18 protein-coding genes are annotated in these 19,658 nt (G+C 67.3%); 7 read left to right on the top strand and 11 right to left on the bottom strand.

Features of this window, described 5'->3' with window-relative positions:
• Positions 1-104: 104 nt before the first annotated feature.
• Together QCE62_RS02725 and QCE62_RS02720 are read right to left on the bottom strand one after the other, a co-directional pair.
• Complete coding sequence (locus QCE62_RS02725) at positions 105-1,406, bottom strand: ATP-binding protein (protein ID WP_309807362.1); 1,302 nt, start codon at positions 1,404-1,406, stop codon at positions 105-107.
• Positions 1,406-2,068 carry a response regulator gene (locus QCE62_RS02720; RefSeq protein WP_309807361.1) on the bottom strand — a complete coding sequence of 221 codons (663 nt, stop codon included), beginning with the start codon at positions 2,066-2,068 and terminating at the stop codon, positions 1,406-1,408. Before QCE62_RS02720 ends, QCE62_RS02725 begins: the two co-directional genes overlap by 1 nt.
• A gap of 247 nt (positions 2,069-2,315) precedes the next feature.
• Between QCE62_RS02720 and dacB the strand changes: the two genes are divergently transcribed.
• Together dacB and QCE62_RS02710 are read left to right on the top strand one after the other, a co-directional pair.
• Positions 2,316-3,932, top strand: coding sequence for a D-alanyl-D-alanine carboxypeptidase/D-alanyl-D-alanine-endopeptidase (dacB, locus tag QCE62_RS02715; protein WP_309914012.1), 1,617 nt, complete (start codon positions 2,316-2,318; stop codon positions 3,930-3,932).
• Positions 3,933-4,281: 349 nt separating this feature from the next.
• Complete coding sequence (locus QCE62_RS02710) at positions 4,282-5,385, top strand: SGNH/GDSL hydrolase family protein (protein ID WP_309914010.1); 1,104 nt, start codon at positions 4,282-4,284, stop codon at positions 5,383-5,385.
• An 81-nt stretch (positions 5,386-5,466) separates the two neighbouring features.
• Here QCE62_RS02710 and QCE62_RS02705 read toward each other — a convergent pair whose 3' ends face one another.
• From QCE62_RS02705 to QCE62_RS02665, 9 genes are all read right to left on the bottom strand, one after another.
• Positions 5,467-6,498 (bottom strand): L-threonylcarbamoyladenylate synthase, encoded by a 1,032-nt coding sequence (locus tag QCE62_RS02705; RefSeq protein WP_309914006.1) that lies wholly within the window; start codon positions 6,496-6,498, stop codon positions 5,467-5,469.
• 21 nt (positions 6,499-6,519) lie between these two features.
• On the bottom strand, positions 6,520-7,707 hold the full coding sequence (locus QCE62_RS02700) for a 5-(carboxyamino)imidazole ribonucleotide synthase (RefSeq protein WP_309914004.1): 1,188 nt from the start codon (positions 7,705-7,707) through the stop codon (positions 6,520-6,522).
• A gap of 100 nt (positions 7,708-7,807) precedes the next feature.
• Entirely contained in the window at positions 7,808-8,329 is a 522-nt protein-coding gene (gene purE, locus QCE62_RS02695; RefSeq protein ID WP_309914002.1) for a 5-(carboxyamino)imidazole ribonucleotide mutase, read from the bottom strand.
• 84 nt (positions 8,330-8,413) lie between these two features.
• A complete protein-coding gene (locus tag QCE62_RS02690; RefSeq protein ID WP_309913999.1) occupies positions 8,414-9,304 on the bottom strand; it encodes a phosphoribosylaminoimidazolesuccinocarboxamide synthase in 891 nt (296 codons plus the stop codon).
• Between the two features lie 158 nt (positions 9,305-9,462).
• Positions 9,463-10,527: a class II fructose-bisphosphate aldolase gene (fba, locus tag QCE62_RS02685; protein ID WP_309913995.1), complete on the bottom strand. Its 1,065-nt coding sequence runs from the start codon at positions 10,525-10,527 to the stop codon at positions 9,463-9,465.
• 132 nt (positions 10,528-10,659) lie between these two features.
• Positions 10,660-12,096 (bottom strand): pyruvate kinase, encoded by a 1,437-nt coding sequence (pyk, locus tag QCE62_RS02680; RefSeq protein WP_309919567.1) that lies wholly within the window; start codon positions 12,094-12,096, stop codon positions 10,660-10,662.
• Between the two features lie 355 nt (positions 12,097-12,451).
• Positions 12,452-13,648: a phosphoglycerate kinase gene (locus tag QCE62_RS02675; RefSeq protein WP_309913992.1), complete on the bottom strand. Its 1,197-nt coding sequence runs from the start codon at positions 13,646-13,648 to the stop codon at positions 12,452-12,454.
• 389 nt (positions 13,649-14,037) lie between these two features.
• Positions 14,038-14,361 (bottom strand): AzlD domain-containing protein, encoded by a 324-nt coding sequence (locus tag QCE62_RS02670; RefSeq protein WP_309807350.1) that lies wholly within the window; start codon positions 14,359-14,361, stop codon positions 14,038-14,040.
• Positions 14,358-15,125 (bottom strand): AzlC family ABC transporter permease, encoded by a 768-nt coding sequence (locus QCE62_RS02665; protein ID WP_309913989.1) that lies wholly within the window; start codon positions 15,123-15,125, stop codon positions 14,358-14,360. The genes QCE62_RS02670 and QCE62_RS02665 overlap by 4 nt, the downstream gene beginning before the upstream one ends.
• Positions 15,126-15,497: 372 nt before the next feature.
• Between QCE62_RS02665 and QCE62_RS02660 the strand changes: the two genes are divergently transcribed.
• The 5 genes from QCE62_RS02660 to QCE62_RS02640 all read left to right on the top strand — a co-directional run bounded on the left by QCE62_RS02660 (position 15,498) and on the right by QCE62_RS02640 (position 19,657).
• Entirely contained in the window at positions 15,498-16,418 is a 921-nt protein-coding gene (locus QCE62_RS02660) for a branched-chain amino acid transaminase (RefSeq protein WP_309807347.1), read from the top strand.
• Between the two features lie 104 nt (positions 16,419-16,522).
• Complete coding sequence (locus QCE62_RS02655; RefSeq protein WP_309807346.1) at positions 16,523-16,720, top strand: zinc-finger domain-containing protein; 198 nt, start codon at positions 16,523-16,525, stop codon at positions 16,718-16,720.
• A 116-nt stretch (positions 16,721-16,836) separates the two neighbouring features.
• Positions 16,837-17,910 (top strand): lipopolysaccharide heptosyltransferase II, encoded by a 1,074-nt coding sequence (gene waaF, locus QCE62_RS02650; protein ID WP_309913984.1) that lies wholly within the window; start codon positions 16,837-16,839, stop codon positions 17,908-17,910.
• 184 nt (positions 17,911-18,094) lie between these two features.
• Positions 18,095-18,541 (top strand): nuclear transport factor 2 family protein, encoded by a 447-nt coding sequence (locus tag QCE62_RS02645; protein ID WP_309913981.1) that lies wholly within the window; start codon positions 18,095-18,097, stop codon positions 18,539-18,541.
• A gap of 42 nt (positions 18,542-18,583) precedes the next feature.
• A complete protein-coding gene (locus QCE62_RS02640) occupies positions 18,584-19,657 on the top strand; it encodes a YheT family hydrolase (RefSeq protein WP_409017773.1) in 1,074 nt (357 codons plus the stop codon).
• Position 19,658: the final 1 nt, after the last annotated feature.

Here is a 19,658-nt window from a genome sequence, read left to right as displayed (position 1 = left end):
CTGCCAAAAGAAACCATTCAAGCGCTGACGGTCAGAAGATAAAACACGCCAACTGCTGGTCAGCAGCAAGAACCGCTGTCCGGCAGACCCGGTCAATCCAATGCTCAGAACCGGATCGATACCTTCAACCCGCCGGCCTGCGATTCCCCGAGTTCCACACGCGTGCCATGCTGAGCGGCGATCCTGCGCACGATCGCCAGGCCCAGCCCGCTGCCGGCCACATCGGTACGCGCCCGGTCCGCGCCTTCGCCGACGCGATAAAAGCGGTCGAACACCCTTTCTCGTTCTTCTTGAGGGATGCCCGGTCCCGTATCCGAAATCTCGACCAGCGGCCGCCCGTCCCGCACCTTCAGGCAGACATCCACGCGGCCGCCGCGCGGCGTGTATTTGGTCGCGTTGTCGATGAGATTGTTGAACATCACGCGCAGCGCGTCCGGGTTGCCCTCGACGCTCGCCGGCTCGCTCGCCTCGATGCCCAGATCGACGCCGCGCTCCTGCGCCACCAGCACATAACCGCGCACGCAGCCTTCCAGCAGCGCGCACAGGTCGACCGTCACGCCCGCACCCTGGCCATCCGGCTCCGACCGCGCCAGCGCGAGCAGCTGCTCGGCAAGCCGCGTCGCGCGCGCGATGCCTTCGTTGAGGTCCGCGAGCGCCTCGCGCCGCGCGTCATCGTCCTGGGCACGCCCGACCAGCTGCGCCTGGATCTGCACCGCGGCAAGCGGCGTGCGCAACTCGTGCGCGGCGTCGGCGACGAAGGCTTTCTGGGTGTCCAGCGCCGCCGACAGCCGCGACAGCAGCGCATTGAGCGCACGCACGACCGGCCGCACTTCCTGCGGCAGACGCCGGTCGGAGAGCGGATCGAGCGCCTCGGGATGACGCGTGTCGAGCGCATGCGTCACGCGTCGCAGCGGCGCGAGCCCGCGTCCGACGATGACCCAGATCGCGACGCCCAGCAGCGGCAACAGCAGCACCAGCGGCCACAGCGTGCGCCAGGCGACGCCGGCCGCGACGCGGTTGCGGATCGACAGCGGCTGCGCGAGCTGCACCACGTTGTCACCGACGATCGCGCTATACACGCGCCATTCGCCGCGCGGCGTGGTTTCGGTGGAGAAGCCGAGTTCCGCATGCGGCGCGAGCGGGACGCGCGGATGCGAGTAGTACATCAGCACGCCATTGCGATTCCAGATCTGGATCACGACGCCTTCGTCGCTTTCGCTGCGTGAACTGAGCACCGACGAAAACGGCTCCGACGGCAACGCCGCCGCGATCTGCTGCAGCTGGTAATCGAAGAGTTCGTTGGCTTCGGCGAGCGCCTGCCGGTAGATCAGCCAGCCCGCGAAACCGACGCCGAAAATCACCAGCGCGAGCAGCCAGATGAGCAGCGTGCGGCGGATCGACCGCATCAGGCGTCCTTCGCGACCATGTAGCCCAGGCCGCGCACGTTGCGGATCAGATCGGCGCCGAGCTTCTTGCGCAGCGAGTGAATGTACACCTCGACCGTATTGCTGCCGATCTCCTCGCCCCAGCCGTAGATCTTTTCCTCGAGCTGGCTCTTGGAGAGCACCGCGCCGGGACGCGCCATCAAGGCTTCGAGCAGCGCGAACTCGCGCGCCGACAGCGCCACCGGATTGCCCGCGAGCGTCACCTGGTGCCCGACGGGATCGAGCGCCAGCTCGCCGTGCCGCACGAGCGACTCGCCGCGGCCCGCGTGACGCCGGATCAGCGCGCGCATGCGGGCGCCGAGTTCGTCGAGATCGAACGGCTTGACGAGGTAGTCGTCCGCACCGGCGTCGAGCCCCTTGACGCGGTCCGCGATGGCGTCGCGCGCCGTCACGACCAGCACCGGCAAGCCGTTGCCGCGCGCGCGCAATGTCTTCAGCACGTCGAGGCCGTCGCGCCTGGGCAGGCCGAGGTCGAGCAGCATCAGGTCGTAGGGCTCGCCCGCGACTGCCGTGAGCGCGGCCTCGCCGTCCTGCACCCAGTCGACTGCGAAGCCGTCCGCGCGCAGCGCCTTGCGCACGCCTTCGGCGATCATCCGGTCATCTTCGACAAGCAGGATTCGCATGGCACATGTCTATCGGTGGTTACGTGGAGCGGTCCTCTCGGCCGCGGTTCATTGTAGCCGCGCGGCTCCGGCGCAGGCTTAAGCGGGTCTTAACAGCGTGTCATGCATGCGCTGCGGCCCGGCGCTGCCCCATGTCGCGCGCATGCCGCAACCCGCCGCAACTCAAGCCCATTCGTACGATTTTCGCAAGCCAGCTTGTCTACAATAGCCGCTGCCCGCCAACCCGCTTCGAATCGATCGTTCGTCCATGCCGCTCGCTTTCCGCTCCGTGTACCGCCGTCTTGCCCCGTTCACTCTCGCTGTCATGGCCGGCGCCGTGGCCCTCGGCGCGATGCCCGATGCCTATGCACGCGGCGGCACGAAAGCCGAAGCCCAGGCTCATGCGCCGGAACGGGCGGCCAGGGGCGGCAAAGGCACGAAGGGCGCCGCGTCTTCGAAGCAGGCAGCAAAGGCCGGACGCGCAGCGAAGATCAGCGTGCCCGCCGGCCCGCTGCCCGCCTCGGTCATGACCGCGCTCGCGCGCGCGCATGTGCCGCTGTCGTCGATGAGCGTCGTCGTGCAGCGGGTCGGCGCGCCGGTGCCGCTCGTGGCGATCAACGCGAACGAGCCGATGCTGCCCGCCTCCACGATGAAGCTCGTCACGACCTTTTCGGGCCTGTCGATCCTGGGCCCCGACTACCGCTGGAAGACCACCGCCTACGCCGACGGCGAACTCGATGCGCAAGGCGTGCTGCACGGCAATCTGTATATCCAGGGCACGGGCGATCCGAAGCTCGTGCCCGAGGAACTGATCGATCTCGTCGAGCAGATCCGCAAGAGCGGCATTAACGGCATCGACGGCGCGCTGGTGCTGGACAAGCGTTACTTCGACGTCTCCACGCGCGATCTGCCCGCCTTCGACAACGAGGATTCCGCGCCCTATAACGTCGGCCCGGATCCGCTGCTGTACGCGTTCAAGTCGCTGTCCTTCACGCTCACGCCGGGCACGGACGGACAGGTGGCCATCGACGTGCTGCCGCAGCTCGCGCAACTGCAGATCGACAACGAACTGCGCGTGACGCGCGGCGCCTGCGTCGGCTCGTTGCAGGCGGCGTCGCCTTCGGTGGCGCAGGTCCAGGGCGGCTTCGTGCAGGCGTCGTTCGTCGGCGACTATCCGCTGCGCTGCGGCCCGCGCACCGTCAACGTCGCGGCGCTCGATCACTCGACCTTCTTCGCGGGCGGCTTCCTCGCGTTGTGGAAGCAGGCGGGCGGCACCTTCCAGGGCACGACGCGCGAAGGTCCGACGCCGTCGAATGCACGGCTGGTCGGCACGCATCGGAGTCCGGTGCTGTCAGATGTGGTGCGTGACATCAACAAGTTCAGCAACAACGTGATGGCGCGCAACCTGTTCCTGACGATCGGCGCGGCGCAACTCAAGCCGCCCGCGACTACCGCTAAATCCTCCCAGGCCATTCAGGCGTTCCTGCGCCGCAGCGCGCTGCCGATGAACGGTCTCGTGCTCGACAACGGCTCGGGTCTGTCGCGCGACGAGCACATCAGCGCGGCCTCGCTCGCCGACCTGCTGCTGGCCGCGAATGCAAGCCCGGTGGCGCAGGTGTACATCGAATCGCTGCCGATTGCAGGCGTCGACGGCACGATGCGCAACCGCCTCACCAACGCGGGCGCGCTCGGCAATGCCCACATCAAGACCGGCACGCTACGCGACGTGCGCGCCATCGCGGGCTATGTCGGCGCGGAGAATGGCGAGAGCTATGTGGTCGTGAGCTTCATCAACGATCCGCGCGCCGAGGCCGCGCGCGCCGCGCACGATGCGCTGCTCGAATGGGTCTACGAAGGCGCGCGCAAGGCGGGCGTCGAGGACTGAGAGCGGCCGCATATACGGCGCGCGGGTACGTCCTCAGGCACGTCGTCAGGCACGTCCTCAGGCGTGTCCTCAGGCGTGTCCTCAGGCACGTCCTCAGGCACGTCCTCAGGCACGTCCTCAGGCACGTCCTCAGGCACGGCCAAAGCACGGGCTACCGAAGATTTCTTCTACGAAGTCGAGTCCGGAACAATGCGTGCGGCGTGTACGCTGTCGGGCACGGCGTTCGGCCGCCTGGGCCGGATACGCTGCATCACTTAAACTCGCGGTAGCGAGGCGAGGCGAAAGGGCCGGAAAGAAAGCCCGAACGCCGCGATCGAACTATAAACACCAGAAGACGGAGACGAGGTCCATGAAGAAGCAACGCTCGATGCGCGCCGCCCTGACGCGCCTGACCCAAGCCGCGACGGCCTGCGCCGCGATTGCCGCACTCGCCGCATGCGGCGGCGGCGGTGACGACAACAACTCCACGCCCGCGGGCGGCGTCAAGCTGCAGGTGGTGTCGTTCGGCGACAGCCTGTCGGACGTCGGCACCTACGCGCCGGTCGCGGCGGCCAATTTCGGCGGCGGACGCTTCACGACAAATCCGGGCCAGGTCTGGGTCCAGAACGTCGCGCAATACTACGGCGGCACGCTGACCCCGGCCATGACCGGCGGCTTCGGCGTCGCGCCGGTGAATCAGACCGGCCTGGGCTACGCGCAGGGCGGCTCGCGCGTCACGAACGCGATGGGCATCGGCCACGCCACCGACCCGAACAGCTACGCCGGCGCGCTGACCGTGCCGGTCTCGGCACAGGTGCAGAACTACCTGGCCGCGCATGGCAGCTTCAACGCGAACCAGCTCGTCATCGTCAATGGCGGCGCCAACGACATCCTCTATAACCTGCAGGCGCTCAAGGCCGGCGCGATCAGCCAGACCGACGCCTTCGCCGCGATCGGACTGGCCGCGCAGCAGCTGGGCGGCATCGTCGCGTCGATCCTGAGTCACGGCGCGACCCACGTGCTGGTGTCGAACGTGCCGGATATCGGCACGACGCCGCAGGGCGCCTTGAGCGATGCCGTCACGCGCGGCGCGCTCACCGCGGCATCGCAGGGCTTCAACAACGCGCTCGACCTGACGCTGCAAGGGCTGCAGATCAAGTCGAAGGTCATCTATCTGGACGTGCCGCCGAAGCTCGCGCAGATCACCGCGAACTACCAGCAACTCGGCTTCAAGGTGTCGAACACGGGCACCGCGTGCAACCTGCAGGCGATGGCCGCGGCCGCCGCGAAATACGGCGAGCCTGACCCGCAGGACTTCGCGACTTCGCTGTTCTGCTCGCCGCAGGTGCAGACCGAGGCCGGCGCGGACCAGACCTACATGTACGCCGACACCGTGCATCCGACCACGCACCTGCATGCGCTCTACGCGCAACAGGCCGAGCAGACGATCGCGGCATCGGGACTCGGGAAGTAAGCCCGCCGCGAGGCCACGCTCAAAGACAAACCGCCCGGTCGATTTCGACCGGGCGGTTTTGTTTGGAAGCTTCGGATGTGGTCAGGCGTCCGCTTCGAAGGCCGCCGCCGCCCGGCCCAGCCGGTCGTTGACCGCAATCCATTCCATCGATTCAGGCAGCTTCTCGATCAGGATACGTTCCACGTTCGCCCGGTCGAGCGCGCGCAGCAGGCCGTACAGATCGCGCGCATAGCTTTGCGGATCCTCGGGCGCGGCGACAAAGTGCACGTTCGGCGCATGGGCCCACTCGCCCGCGCTCGACGCCCGCGCCACCAGTGCGATCTTCCTGCCGCTCGACCGGTCCTGCGCGGCGAGCAAGGGCGCGAGCGCCGCGAACGGCAACAGCGCGAGCGGCGTGCGCGGCGCGTAGTGCGCCTTCAGCGTGCCGGATGCGCGCGGCGCGGTGGCGTCCGAACCGTCGGGCAGGCGCGGCGCCACGCCCAGCACGTCCGCGATCTGTTGCGGACTGACGTGCCCCGGGCGCAACAACGCCGCGAAACCGCGCGACAGATCCAGAATCGTCGATTCGATCCCGACCTCCGCCGCACCGCCGTCGACCACATGCACCGCGCCGCCGAACTCGTCGCGCACGTGCTGCGCGGTGGTCGGGCTGACGTGTCCGAAGCGGTTCGCCGACGGCCCCGCCACGCCGCCCTGCCGCCCGGTGCCGAGACGCCGCCGGTGAAACGCCGACAGCAGCTGCTGCGCCACCGGATGCGACGGACACCGCACGCCCACCGAATCCTGTCCGCCGCTCACCGCAGCCGGAATATGTGCTGCGCGCTTGAGGATCAGCGTCAACGGGCCGGGCCAGAATGCATCGATAAGCTTGCGGGCATCGGCGGGAAGCTCGCGCACCCAGTAGCCGGGATCGGCCTCGGGCGCCAGGTGCACGATCACCGGATGATTCGCCGGGCGGCCCTTCGCCGCATAGATGCGCGCGATGGCGTCCGGATTCTCGGCGTCGCCGCCGAGGCCATAGACCGTTTCGGTCGGGAACGCGACGAGCTCGCCGGCATCGAGCAAGGCGGCCGCCTCGTCGATCTGCGCGGCGCTCGGGAAATGGAGGGTCATGGCCTGCTGCTTCGGTGAGGCTCAGTCGAGCGGAATGTGCAGCATGCGCGCGCAGTCGCGCGCCGCCGTGCGCGCTTCCTCGAGCGTCGCCGCCGTGAAGTTGATGTGCCCCATCTTGCGCCCGCGCCGCGCCTCTTCCTTGCCGTACAGATGCAGCCGCGCCGCCGGCATCGCCGCGACCTCGGTCCACGCCGGCGGACGCGACTTGTCGCCGTCGAACCAGATGTCGCCGAGCAGGTTCAGCATCGCGGCCGGCGAATGCTGGCGCGTGTCGCCGAGCGGCATGCCGGTCATCGCGCGGACCTGCTGCTCGAACTGGCTCGTCGCGCAGGCATCGACCGTGTAGTGCCCGGAATTGTGCGGACGCGGCGCCATTTCATTGGCGATCAGCGAGCCGTCTTCCAGCACGAAGAACTCCACGCACAGCACGCCCACATAACCGAGCTTCGCCGCGATGGTCAGCGCCGCGTCCTGCGCCTGCGCGACCAGCGCGTCGGACGCATCGGGCGCGGGCACGACCGTCTTTGCGAGAATGCCGTTGACGTGCACGTTCTGCGCGAGCGGGAACACGGCCGATTTGCCGTCGCCGCCGCGCGCGATCAGCACGGACACCTCGTACTTGAGCGGCATGCGCTTTTCCAGCACGCACGGCACGCCCGCCAGCGACGCATGCGCCTCGCGCACTTCCTGCACGTTGCGCACGTTCACCTGCCCCTTGCCGTCGTAGCCGAGACGCGCCGTCTTCAGGATGCCGGGCAGCACGGCGACGAGTTGCTCGTCGGACAGCGCGGCGAGCGCTTCGGTCGATTCGATCACCACGTGCGGCGCCACCGGCACGCTCGCCTGCGCGATGAAGCGCTTTTCCGCCACGCGATCCTGCGCGATCGCCACGCAGCTCGCGGCCGGACTGACGAAGGTGCGGGACGCGAGAAATTCGAGGCTCGCGGACGGCACGTTCTCGAATTCCGTCGAGACCGCCGCGCACAGGCGGCCGAGCTCGGTGAGCGCGTTCGGGTCGTCGTAGGCGGCGCGGATGTGACGGTCCGCGACGGCGCCGGCGGGACTCGTCGCGTCCGGATCGAGGACGGCGACGCGATAGCCCATCGACTGCGCGGCGAAGCAGAACATGCGGCCGAGCTGGCCGCCGCCCACCATGCCGAGCCAGGCGCCCGGCAGGATGGGGGAGATCGGGGAGTTATGTGGGTTCATCGTGGGGGCTGGGGGGCTGGCGAGCGGTTCAGGAAAGCGTCGTCGGGATGATAAGTGGGAGCGCGGCCCGTTTTCGACATGCAGGCCGCGCGCACAGTCCTTACAGCGGCGGCAGCGCCATGTCCCGCGCCGCCTGATTCTGCTTCACGCGGAACGCCGCGAGCGCATCGGCGAATTTCGCCTCGGTGGCGCTCAGGAGCGAGACCGCGAACAGCGCCGCGTTCGCCGCGCCCGCCTCGCCGATGGCGAAGGTCGCGACCGGTACGCCCTTGGGCATCTGCACGATCGAGTGCAGCGAGTCCACGCCCTTCAGATACTTGCTCGCCACCGGCACGCCCAGCACCGGCAGCGTGGTCTTGGCGGCCAGCATGCCCGGCAGATGCGCCGCGCCGCCCGCACCCGCGATGATCGCGCGCAGGCCGCGCTCGCGCGCCTGCTCCGCGTAGACGAACATCTCGTCCGGCATGCGGTGCGCGGACACCACCTTCGCCTCGTAGGGCACGCCGAATTCCTGCAGGATTGCCACGGCGTGCTTCATCACGTCCCAGTCGGAACTGGAACCCATCAACACACCGACGAGCGGCGCGTCATGCACATGCGCGCCGGTCTGTACTTCGCTCATTCCGTTTCCCTTGAAATGCATGCGCCGCCGCCTGAGACAGTCCGGCAAGCGGCGCCAGTCAAACTCGACCTGTTCCCGCCGACCTCAGGAGAGCGTCTGGCCGGTCAGGCGCTGCAACGCTTCCTGATACTTCTCGGAGGTCTTCGCGATCACGTCGTCCGGCAGCTTCGGCGCGGGCGGTTCCTTCTTCCACGGCTGGGTTTCGAGCCAGTCGCGCACGAACTGCTTGTCGAAGGACGGCGGATTGGTGCCGACCTGATAGCCGTCGGCGGGCCAGAAGCGCGACGAATCGGCGGTCAGCACTTCGTCCATCAGGAACAGTTCGCCCTTGTTGTCGAGGCCGAACTCGAACTTGGTGTCCGCAATGATGATGCCGCGCGTCGCCGCGTATTCCGCCGCTTCCTGGTACAGCTGGATGGAAATGCGCCGGATGGTCGCCGACAGTTCCGTGCCGATGCGCCGTTCCATCTCGTCGTAGGTGATGTTTTCGTCGTGATGGCCCATTTCGGCCTTGGCTGCCGGCGTAAAGATGGGCTCGGGCAGCTTCTGCGCGTTCTGCAGGCCCGGCGGCAGTTCGACGCCGCACACCGCGCCCGTCGCCTGATAGTCCTTCCAGCCGCTGCCGGCGAGATAGCCGCGCACCACCGCCTCGACGAGAATCGGCTCCAGGCGCTTCACCACGACCGCGCGGCCTTCGAGCTGGGCGGCTTCGTCCGCCGTCACGACCGTCGCGGGGTCGATGCCCGTGTTGTGGTTCGGCACGATGTGGCCGAGCTTGTCGAACCAGAAATCGGCCATCGTGTTCAGCACGCGGCCCTTGTTCGGGATCGGCTCGCCCATCACGACGTCGAATGCGGAAAGGCGGTCGGTCGTGACGATCAGGAGCTTGTCCTGACCGACGGCGTAGTTGTCGCGGACCTTGCCGCGGCCGAGCAGCGGCAGCGATTTGATCGTGGATTCGTATAGCGTGGACATCGTCGTGTACCGAAGAGTGCTGGAAAGGTGGGCTGCCGCCCCGGACCCTGGCGGGCCGGAAGCCGGGACGGCGGGGCAAAGCGAACGGGTCCCGTCGCCGGAACCCGTTGATTTTACTTTACAAAGACCGCGACGCTCAGCGGGCGCTCAATTCGCCGTCATTTGACGATCTGCGCGAGCTCGCCGGACTTGTACTTCTCGGCGATCTTCTCGAGCGGCACCGGCTTGATCCTGCCCGCCATGCCTTCGCAGCCGAACTGCATGTAGCGCTGGCGGACGATTTCCCTGGTCGCCTCGCGGGCCGGCTTCAGGTAGTCGCGCGGGTCGAACTTCGACGGATTTTCGATCAGGAAGCGGCGGATCGCGCCGGTGATCGCGAGACGCAGGTCGGTGTCGATGTTCACCTTGCGCACGCCGTGCTTGATGCCTTCCTGGATTTCCTCGACCGGCACGCCATAGGTTTCCTTCATGTCGCCGCCGAATTCGCGGATCTGCGCGAGCAGTTCCTGCGGCACCGACGACGATCCGTGCATCACCAGGTGCGTGTTCGGGATGCGCTGATGGATTTCCTTGATGCGGTCGATGGCGAGGATATCGCCCGTCGGCTTCTTGGAGAACTTGTACGCGCCGTGCGACGTGCCGATGGCGATCGCCAGCGCATCGCACTGGGTCTGCCTGACGAAGTCGGCGGCCTGCTCGACGTCGGTGAGCAGCTGTTCGCGCGTCATCGTGCCTTCGGCGCCGTGGCCGTCTTCCTTGTCGCCCTTCATGGTCTCGAGCGAGCCCAGCACGCCCAGCTCGGCTTCGACGGTGACGCCGATCGCGTGCGAGAAGTCCACGACCTGCTTCGACACCGCGACGTTGTACTCGTAGGACGCGACGCTCTTGCCGTCGGCTTCGAGCGAGCCGTCCATCATGACGCTGGTGAAGCCGGAGCGGATCGCGGCCATGCACACCGCCGGCGACTGGCCGTGATCCTGGTGCATCACGACCGGAATCTGCGGATACGACTCGACGGCCGCTTCGATCAGATGGCGCAGGAAGGCTTCGCCCGCATACTTCCGCGCGCCGGCCGACGCCTGCATGATGACGGGCGCGTTCACTTCGCTGGCGGCGGCCATGATGGCCTGGACCTGCTCCAGATTGTTGACGTTGAACGCCGGGAGTCCGTAGCCGTTTTCGGCTGCGTGATCCAGCAGTTGACGCATTGATACGAGAGGCATTGTGGTGAGACTCCAAAGGTGAAACGAATTCTGTGCGCACGATTCCGCTCTGGGGCGTTTTCGGTTTTTTGAACGACAGACGGAGGCATGAGCCTCCGTCTGTTCTGCGCGTTTATTTCCTGCGCATGCTGCCTAGATGTGATCGCCCACGCGCACGATCTTCAGCGTGTTGGTGCCGCCCGCCGCGCCCATCGGCTCGCCGACCGTCAGCACGACCATGTCGCCGCGCGCCGCATAGCCCTTCGACACCACCACTTCCAGCGCCTGATTGAGCGCGGCGTCGCGGTCCATGTTGGTGTCGACATGCAGCGAGGTCACGTTGCGGTACAGCGCCATCGTGCGTTCGCTGGACACGCGCGGCGTCAGCGCGAAGATCGGCACGTGGGTCCAGTGACGCGACATCCACAGCGCCGTGGAGCCCGATTCGGTCAGCGCCACGACCGCCTTCGCGCCCAGGTGGAACGCGGTGAACAGCGCGCCCATCGCAATGGACTGGTCGATGCGCGTGAACGTGCGGTCCAGGAAATCGCGGTCCAGCTGTGACTCCTCCGACTTTTCCGCCTCGATACACACGGCCGCCATCGTCTCGATGGTCGTCACCGGATACTTGCCCGCCGCGGTTTCGGCGGACAGCATCACGGCGTCGGTGCCGTCGAGCACGGCGTTCGCCACGTCGGACACTTCGGCGCGTGTCGGCACCGGCGCGTGGATCATCGACTCCATCATCTGCGTGGCGGTGATCACGAGCTTGTTCGACTCGCGCGCCATGCGGATCATGCGCTTCTGCAGCGCCGGCACGGCCGCGTTGCCGACTTCCACCGCCAGATCGCCGCGCGCGACCATGATGCCGTCGGACGCGTCGAGAATGCCCTGCAGCGCCGGAATGGCCTCGGCACGCTCGATCTTCGCGATCATCTTCGGCTTGATGCCGTAGGGCGCGCCCGCGATGTTCGCGAGCTGGCGAGCCATTTCCATGTCGGTCGCGTTCTTCGGGAACGACACCGCGACGAAGTCCGCGCCGAGCGACATCGCCGTCTTGATGTCCTCCATGTCCTTCTCGGTCAGCGCGGGCGCCGTGAGGCCGCCGCCCTGGCGGTTGATGCCCTTGTTGTTGGACAGCTCGCCGCCCACTTTCACGACCGTGTGCACTTCCTCGCCGATCACGCGCGTCACGTCGAGCACGATCAGGCCGTCGTTGAGCAGCAGCGTGTCGCCGGCGCGCAGGTCGCGCGGCAGGTCCTTGTAGTCGAGGCCCACGCGCTCGTTGCTGCCGAGCGGGCAATTGGCGTCGAGGATGAACGGCTCGCCCGCGACGAGCATGGTCTTGCCGTTCTCGAACTTGCCGACGCGGATCTTCGGGCCCTGCAGGTCCGCCATGATCGCGACTTCGCGGCCAACCTGGCGCGCCGCTTCGCGCACGATCTCGGCGCGCTGACGATGGTCGTCGGCGGTGCCGTGCGAGAAGTTGAAACGAACGACGTCGAGGCCGGCCTGCAGCATTTGCAGGAGGATGTCCGGACTTGTCGAAGCCGGACCGATGGTGGCAACAATCTTGGTGGCGCGATGCATGTCTTTCCTCGTCTCTGTAGGAACGCCTGTGTTGAGGCTGCGAGCACGTTGCGCTTGCGATGAGGTGTTGCTCACCGGTTGCGCACGCGCGCCGGTTCGTGCCGGCGTCGCTTTGTCGATGTCCTTCAATGCGTGAGCGGGCATGCCGCCGATGATGACCGGCGGCGTCGCGGGAATGACGCCCTCCGCGCCCGGTTCGGCCTGCTCCGGCCGCGCCGCATCGGCGATGACCTGGGCGGCCTCCGCGGCGGCGTCGATGGCGCCGCCCGCTTCCTGTACCTCTGCCTGCGCGCCGCCGGCTTCCTGCGCGCCCTTCCTTGCTGCCTTCGCCGGACTATTGCGGGCCGCCAACGCCTCAGGCTCCGGCGCGCGATTCGAGCACTTCGACCGCCGGCAGCGTCTTGCCTTCCAGGAATTCGAGGAAGGCGCCGCCGCCTGTCGAGATGTAGCTCACCTTGTCGGCGATGTCGTACTTCGCGATGGCCGCGAGCGTGTCGCCGCCGCCCGCGATCGAGAACGCCGACGAACTGGCGATGGCCTGCGCGAGCGTCTTCGTGCCGTTGCCGAACTGGTCGAACTCGAACACGCCGACCGGGCCGTTCCAGACGATCGTGCCCGCCGTTTCCAGCTGGGCCGCGAGCGCCTTGGCCGTGTCCGGGCCGATGTCGAGAATCATGTCGTCGTCGGTGACGGCGGCGACCGGCTTGGTTTCGGCCTTCGCGGTGGGCGCGAATTCCTTCGCGGTGACGACGTCGCTCGGAATCGGCACCGAGGCGCCGCGCGTGCGCGCCTGCTCGATGATGTCCTTCGCCTCGCCGACGAGATCCTTCTCCGCGAGCGACTTGCCGATGTTGAGGCCGGACGCGACCATGAACGTGTTGGCGATGCCGCCGCCGACGATCAGCTGATCCACCTTCTCCGCCAGCGACTTGAGAATCGTGAGCTTGGTCGAGACCTTCGAGCCGGCAACGATCGCCACCAGCGGGCGCTTCGGGTTGCCGAGCGCGCGGCCGAGCGCGTCGAGTTCGGCGGCCAGCAGCGGACCCGCGCACGCCACGGCCGCGTACTTCGCGATGCCGTGCGTGGTGGCTTCGGCGCGGTGCGCGGTGCCGAAGGCGTCGTTGACGTAGATGTCGCAGAGCTTCGCCATCTTTTGCGCGAGGCCGTCGTCGTTCTTTTTCTCGCCCTTGTTGCAGCGGCAGTTTTCCAGCAGCACGACCTGGCCGGGCTGCACCTGCACGCCGTCGACCCAGTCGGCGACCAGCGGCACGTCCGCGCCCAGCAGTTCCGACAGGCGCTGCGCGACCGGCGCCAGCGAATCTTCCGGCTTGAACTGGCCTTCCGTCGGACGGCCGAGGTGCGAGGTGACCATCACGGCCGCGCCGGCGTCGAGCGCCGCGCGGATCGCCGGGACCGACGCACGCACGCGCGTATCTTCGGTGATGTTGCCGGCGTCGTCTTGCGGCACGTTGAGATCCGCGCGGATGAAGACACGCTTGCCGGAGACTTTGCCTTCGGCGATCAGATCGGTGAAACGCAGTACTTTCGTCATGGGAGTCAACGTAGGTAGAGAAGCGGTTCGGGCGAGAAGACCGGTGGGGAAACCGGCCGGTTCGTGGAGTCGCCGCGCACGGGCCGCCGGGCAGGACGGCTCGCGCGCGGATCAGGCTGGCGGCGAGGGCCGCGCGTCGAAACCGGAGGCGCGGACCATGGGCGGGAGGAAGGAGTCGGACAGGGGCCTCCGGCGCGGGCCGCCGTCATGCGGACACGGCAGCCGGTGCGGCCAAAGCGTGCGCGACGAGGTGGACAACCGTAGCGGGGTGACTGCCGGACACACTTTCGACCTCGCTCACTCGGAAAAGACGCACATTTTAACCGATCACCCTGAATGCTTTTAGCTGGCAATCGATGATGACCCGTATTTGGCGAGGCCGGTTCGCCTCAGGCGACGAGCCGCAGCAGCGTGAACACGAGCATGCCGACGGCGATCGTGCCCATCATGCCGCGCCGCCACAGGTAGTACGCGAGCGCGGCCACCGACGCCCACAGCGCATGGTTCGACAACGCCAGCGAAATGCCCGTGGACGTTTCCAGCAGATCCGGCACGACCACGCCGGTGAGCGCCGCGGCCGGCGCGTAGCGCAGCGCGCGCTGCACGGCGGGCGGCAGCACCATGCGCTCGCCGCCGATCAGGAACAGCGTGCGCGTCAGCGCGGTGACGATGCACATCGCGATGATCGCCAGCCAGATTTGCAGCGCGCTCATCGGACGGTCCTCGCGGGGTCGGCTTTCGGGGCGGTCGGGGTCTCCGGCGCTTTCGGGCGCGCGCGGTCGGCGATCAGGTCCGCCAGCGTCCCGGCGATCAGCGCGGCGAACACCGCCAGCGGCAGGCCCAGACGGTACGGCAGGTCGAACGACAGCAGCGCCACCACGCTCGCCACGGCCACTGCCGCGAAAGTCGAGCGCGTGGCGATCGCCGAGACGATCAGCGGCAGCAGCGCCAGCGTGCCGGCCAGTTCCAGGCCCCAGTTGTCGGGAATCAGGCTCGCCAGCAGGATGCCGAGCACCGAGGAAATCTGCCAGGAACCCCAGCTGCACGCGACCAGCCCCCAGAAGAACGCTTCCTTGCCGGGCTGCCAGCCGGTCGCGAAGTTTCGCTTCGAGAACATCAGGTAGACGATGTCACCGTTGAAGTAGCCGAGCATCAGGCGGCGCTTCAGCGGCAGATAGGCGAAATGCGGTGCGAGCCCGGCGCTGAAGATCACGAAGCGCAGATTGACCATCCCGGCGGTCAGCAGAATGGTCCAGAGCGGCAGCTTCGCGGCGAAAAGCGGCAGCACGGCCAGTTGCGAGGAGCCCGCGTACACCATCACGGTCATGCCGAGCGCCTGGGGCACCGTCAGGACGGACTTGGTCATCGCGATGCCGGTCACGAGGCCCCAGGAGAGCGTCGCCAGGACGGCGGGAGAGAACGTGCGCATGCCCTCGAAGAAGGCGCGGCGATTGGTGTCGGACAGCCGGTCGAACATGGATCGGGGCAAGGCCTGGAGGAAAAGCCGGACGGCGGGCCTCAAATCCCGAGGCTCGGGTTGCAGGCGCGGGCCCGGACAAGCCGCCGGAGGTTTTCGACCGCGCGGTTCGGCTGCGGCGATCGACGAGGCGGGCAAGCCGCGGCGAAAGGCAAATTATAGCGTCGTGAAAGACGCGCCCAGATCGGTTTCGTTGCGAAAAGACGCTAAAATGACGCTCTTTCGCCGCCTTTGCGCCTCGGGCGCGCGTTCCTCCCGCAGGCATGTCCAACTCTGCGTCACAGGAACCGCACGCAAACCCGCGCACGAGCGCCGTCCCACACCCCCGGGCGGCCTGCCCGACCCCACTTGAACGAGAGCTAGGAGAACCGTATGTCAATGGCCGACCGCGACGGCAAGATCTGGATGGATGGCAAGCTGATCGACTGGCGTGATGCCAAGATCCACGTGCTGACCCACACGTTGCACTACGGCATGGGCGTATTCGAAGGCGTGCGCGCGTACAAGACAGCGCAGGGCACCGCCATTTTCCGCCTGAAGGAACACACGAAGCGCCTGCTCAACTCGGCCAAGATCTTCCAGATGGACGTGCCGTTCGACCAGGCCACGCTCGAAGCCGCGCAGCTCGAAGTCGTCAAGGAAAACAACCTGGAGTCGTGCTACCTGCGCCCGATCATCTGGGTCGGTTCGGAAAAACTAGGCGTCTCGGCCAAGGGCAACACCATCCATGTGGCCATCGCGGCGTGGCCGTGGGGCGCGTATCTCGGCGAAGACGGCCTGGCCAAGGGCATTCGCGTGAAGACGTCGTCGTTCACGCGCCATCACGTCAACGTGTCGATGGTGCGCGCCAAGGCCTCCGGCTGGTACGTGAACTCGATCCTCGCCAACCAGGAAGCCGTCACGGACGGTTATGACGAAGCGCTGCTGCTCGACGTCGACGGCTACGTCTCCGAAGGCTCGGGCGAGAACTTCTTCCTCGTGAACAACGGCAAGATCTATACGCCCGACCTGGCCTCGTGCCTGGACGGCATCACGCGCGACACGGTCATCACGCTGGCGCGCGACTTCGGCATTCCGGTGATCGAGAAGCGCATCACGCGCGACGAGGTCTACACCTGCGACGAAGCCTTCTTCACCGGCACGGCCGCCGAAGTGACGCCCATCCGCGAACTGGACAACCGCACCATCGGCGCCGGCAAGCGCGGCCCGATCACCGAGAAGCTGCAAAGCGCCTTCTTCGACGTGGTCGGCGGCAAGAACGAGAAGTACGCGAGCTGGCTCTCGAAGGTCTGAGCGAGGCCTGCACCGAAACGGCGGGCGCGCGTCCGCCGTGTACTTCCGGCTCCGGCCCGCAAACGCACGCAAACGCAACGCACGACACCTGACACGAGATAGCAATGAGCGACCTGAAGGAAATGCCGCTGGTGGAACTGACCGCCAAGGACCTGCCCGCTTTCTGCCCGAACCCGAAGATGCAGCGCTGGAGCACGCATCCGCGCGTGTTCATCGACGTGACGCACGGCGAAGCACGCTGCCCCTACTGCGGCACGCGCTACAAGCTGAAAGACGGCGAAGTGATCAAGGGCGGCCACTGACGCCTTCGACAGCCTCCGCGCGGACACATGCCCGCGCTCCCACGCAATCCACGACACCCGACGACCCGCCCCAAGACGACGGGCCGCGTTTCTTTTTTGAGATCGGATAAAGACAGATGCGCCGCGCGCTGGTTATAGCACCGAACTGGATCGGTGACGCATTGATGGCGCAGCCGCTTTTCACGCTCCTGCGAAAGCTGCATCCACGCATCGCGATCGATGCCGTCGCGCCGACGTGGGTCGCGCCCGTGCTCGAGCGCATGCCCGAGATCCGCGACGTCTACGCCACTGACCTCGCGCACGGCAAGCTGCAGCTGCTGCGCCGCTGGCAGCTGGCGAGCGACCTGCGCGACGTCGGCTATGACGCCGCCTACGTGCTGCCCAACTCCGTGAAGTCCGCGCTGATTCCGTGGATGGCGGGCATCAACCTGCGCATCGGCTACAAGGGCGAGAGCCGCTACGGCTTGCTGAACGTGCGCCACGCGAATCCGCCGAAGACCGAGCGGCCGCCGATGACCGCGCATTACGCCGCGCTCGCCTACGCGCCCGGCGCGAAGCTGCCGTTCGTCGACCGCTTCGCACAGCCCGAGGCCGCCGCCCGCCCCGACGCGCAGACGCTGCCGGTGCCGCGCCTCGAAGCCGATCCGAACGAGGCCGCGCGCGTCTCGGCGCGCTTCAATCTCGATACGCGCACGCCGCTCGTCGTGTTCTGCCCGGGCGCCGAGTACGGCCCGGCCAAGCGCTGGCCGCCCGAGCACTTTGCCTCGCTCGCGCAGTTCATCGCGCAGTCGTTCCCGTATGCCCGCATCGTCGCGCTGGGCTCGAAGAAGGACGCGCCGATCGCGCAGGCCATCGCGGACCGCGCGCCCAACGTGCGCAACCTGTGCGGCCAGACCTCGCTCGGCGAGGCCTGCGCACTGATTTCGCGGGCAAGCGCGGTCGTCACCAACGATTCCGGGCTGATGCACGTCGCGGCGGCATCGCGACGGCCGCTGGTCGCGGTCTACGGCTCGACCGACCCGCGCCATACGCCGCCCTTGTCCGATCTCGCAAAGGTACAATGGCTGCATCTTGAATGCAGTCCGTGCTTTGCCCGCGAGTGTCCGCTCGGCCATCTGAACTGCCTTCGCGAACTCACCGCCGAACAGGTTTTCGGCGACTTGCGCGGCATGCTGCTCGCGCATCGCTGAAATTCCTCCATAACGGCGGGTTCAGGCGGTTAGCCGCCGTGTGTGTGCGGGCGCGGACACGCGAATGTCTCCGAACGGGGGCATGCTTTGACCAATGACCGATGCAGCGCGCCGCCCTGCCGCTACCCGCGGCAGCACGGCAACACGGACGGCGCCCGCATCGAATGCCAGAGACCCACGAGCCATGCCACGTTTCGCCCGCCTCTTCGAAGCCGCCGCCGATACTCTCAATGCTTACTATCAGGCCGTCGCGGACAACAGCATCGACGCGGTCATGTCGTTGTGGCTCGACGAGGAATTCGCCACGTGCGTCTGCCCGGACGGGACGCACCTGCACGGGCTGGAGAGCATCCGCGCGGGTCTCGGCAAGCAGTTCGAAGCGCAGCCGGTGACCATCGAGCCGCTCGACATCCGCGTGTACGACAGCCTCGGCACGGTCGTGTACGCGATTGCGGAGGCGCATCAGCCGGCGGCGTCGAATGGCGTGCCGCGCATGGTCTACGCGACCTACGTGATGGTTCATGAGCGCGGCGAATGGCGCATCGCGCACATCCACGCGAGCGCCATGCCGATGGAAACAGCGGGACAGTACGCGGCCAGGCTGCGGCACGGTCAGGGACCGCTGCATTAAGAAGAATGAAGCGCTGAACAAGACGTTTGTCGGGGAGGGGCCATGAAGCGCGATCCGTTGTTGACACACGACTCGTCGTTCGTGGACAAGGCGCCTGCGATGGCACTGCGCGATGCCGCACGGGCGCTCACGCCGGGCGCGGCGGACTGGCTCTACAGCGCGCCGCGCTGGCTACCGACAAGCCATGCGCAAACCATCGTGCCCGCGCTGTTCGGCCGCAAACCCGCCGTGCGGTACCGGCGCGAACGCTGGGACACGCCGGACGGCGATTTCATCGACCTCGACTTCCTCGCGCACGACCCGGCCTCCGAACCCGCCGCGACCGCCCCGCTCTTCGTGCTGTTCCACGGCCTCGAAGGCAATTCCGACTCCCACTACGCCCGCACGATGATGGCGGCCGCCCAGGCGCGCGGCTGGCACGGCGTGGTGCCGCATTTCCGCAGTTGCAGCGGGCCGTTGAACCTGCTGCCGCGCTTTTATCATCTCGCCGACGGCGCCGAAGCCGACTGGATCCTGCGGCGGCTCGCGCAGCGGCATCGCGGGCCGATCGTCGCGGCGGGGGTCTCGCTCGGCGGCAACGTGCTGCTGCACTGGCTGTGCGAACGCGGCAGCGACGCGTCGATCATCCGTGCGGCGGCTGCCATCTCCGCGCCGCTCGATGTCCACGCGGGCGGCGAAGCGATCTCGAGCGGCTTCGGCATGGTGTACACGCGCAGCTTCCTCAAGTCGCTGAAGAAGAAGGCGCTCGCGAAGCTCGGCCAGTATCCCGGGCTGTACGACCGCGAGGCCGTGCTCGCTGCCCGCACGCTGTACGAGTTCGACAACGTGGTCACGGCGCCGGTGCACGGCTTCCGCGACACCAACCACTACTGGTCGACGGCGACCGTCCGCGCCCATCTGAAGCATGTGGACGTGCCCGCGTTGCTGCTGAACGCGCGCAACGACCCGTTCCTGCCGGAATTCGCGTTGCCGTCGCAGGCGGAAGTGTCGGCGCGCGTCACGCTCGATCAGCCGAATCATGGCGGACACGTCGGCTTCATGACCGGGCCGTTTCCGGGCCGCATCGACTGGCTGTCGCTGCGCGTGTTCGGCTATCTGGAGCAATTCGTTTCGTGAC

This window comes from Caballeronia sp. LZ033 (assembly GCF_031451265.1).
Taxonomy (GTDB): domain Bacteria; phylum Pseudomonadota; class Gammaproteobacteria; order Burkholderiales; family Burkholderiaceae; genus Caballeronia.
This window is presented reverse-complemented; position numbering and strand designations above follow the sequence as displayed.

Excerpts from the sequence above, each read along its gene's own strand:
- QCE62_RS02645 (WP_309913981.1), top strand. The coding sequence starts at position 18,095 with ATGCCACGTTTCGCCCGCCTCTTCGAAGCCGCCGCCGATACTCTCAAT.
- QCE62_RS02725 (WP_309807362.1), bottom strand. The coding sequence starts at position 1,406 with ATGCGGTCGATCCGCCGCACGCTGCTCATCTGGCTGCTCGCGCTGGTG.
- purE (WP_309914002.1), bottom strand. The coding sequence starts at position 8,329 with ATGAGCGAAGTACAGACCGGCGCGCATGTGCATGACGCGCCGCTCGTC.
- waaF (WP_309913984.1), top strand. The coding sequence starts at position 16,837 with ATGCGCCGCGCGCTGGTTATAGCACCGAACTGGATCGGTGACGCATTG.
- QCE62_RS02675 (WP_309913992.1), bottom strand. The coding sequence starts at position 13,648 with ATGACGAAAGTACTGCGTTTCACCGATCTGATCGCCGAAGGCAAAGTC.
- QCE62_RS02720 (WP_309807361.1), bottom strand. The coding sequence starts at position 2,068 with ATGCGAATCCTGCTTGTCGAAGATGACCGGATGATCGCCGAAGGCGTG.
- dacB (WP_309914012.1), top strand. The coding sequence starts at position 2,316 with ATGCCGCTCGCTTTCCGCTCCGTGTACCGCCGTCTTGCCCCGTTCACT.
- QCE62_RS02665 (WP_309913989.1), bottom strand. The coding sequence starts at position 15,125 with ATGTTCGACCGGCTGTCCGACACCAATCGCCGCGCCTTCTTCGAGGGC.
- QCE62_RS02670 (WP_309807350.1), bottom strand. The coding sequence starts at position 14,361 with ATGAGCGCGCTGCAAATCTGGCTGGCGATCATCGCGATGTGCATCGTC.
- fba (WP_309913995.1), bottom strand. The coding sequence starts at position 10,527 with ATGCCTCTCGTATCAATGCGTCAACTGCTGGATCACGCAGCCGAAAAC.
- QCE62_RS02710 (WP_309914010.1), top strand. The coding sequence starts at position 4,282 with ATGAAGAAGCAACGCTCGATGCGCGCCGCCCTGACGCGCCTGACCCAA.
- pyk (WP_309919567.1), bottom strand. The coding sequence starts at position 12,096 with ATGCATCGCGCCACCAAGATTGTTGCCACCATCGGTCCGGCTTCGACA.
- QCE62_RS02660 (WP_309807347.1), top strand. The coding sequence starts at position 15,498 with ATGTCAATGGCCGACCGCGACGGCAAGATCTGGATGGATGGCAAGCTG.
- QCE62_RS02705 (WP_309914006.1), bottom strand. The coding sequence starts at position 6,498 with ATGACCCTCCATTTCCCGAGCGCCGCGCAGATCGACGAGGCGGCCGCC.
- QCE62_RS02700 (WP_309914004.1), bottom strand. The coding sequence starts at position 7,707 with ATGAACCCACATAACTCCCCGATCTCCCCCATCCTGCCGGGCGCCTGG.
- QCE62_RS02655 (WP_309807346.1), top strand. The coding sequence starts at position 16,523 with ATGAGCGACCTGAAGGAAATGCCGCTGGTGGAACTGACCGCCAAGGAC.
- QCE62_RS02640 (WP_409017773.1), top strand. The coding sequence starts at position 18,584 with ATGAAGCGCGATCCGTTGTTGACACACGACTCGTCGTTCGTGGACAAG.
- QCE62_RS02690 (WP_309913999.1), bottom strand. The coding sequence starts at position 9,304 with ATGTCCACGCTATACGAATCCACGATCAAATCGCTGCCGCTGCTCGGC.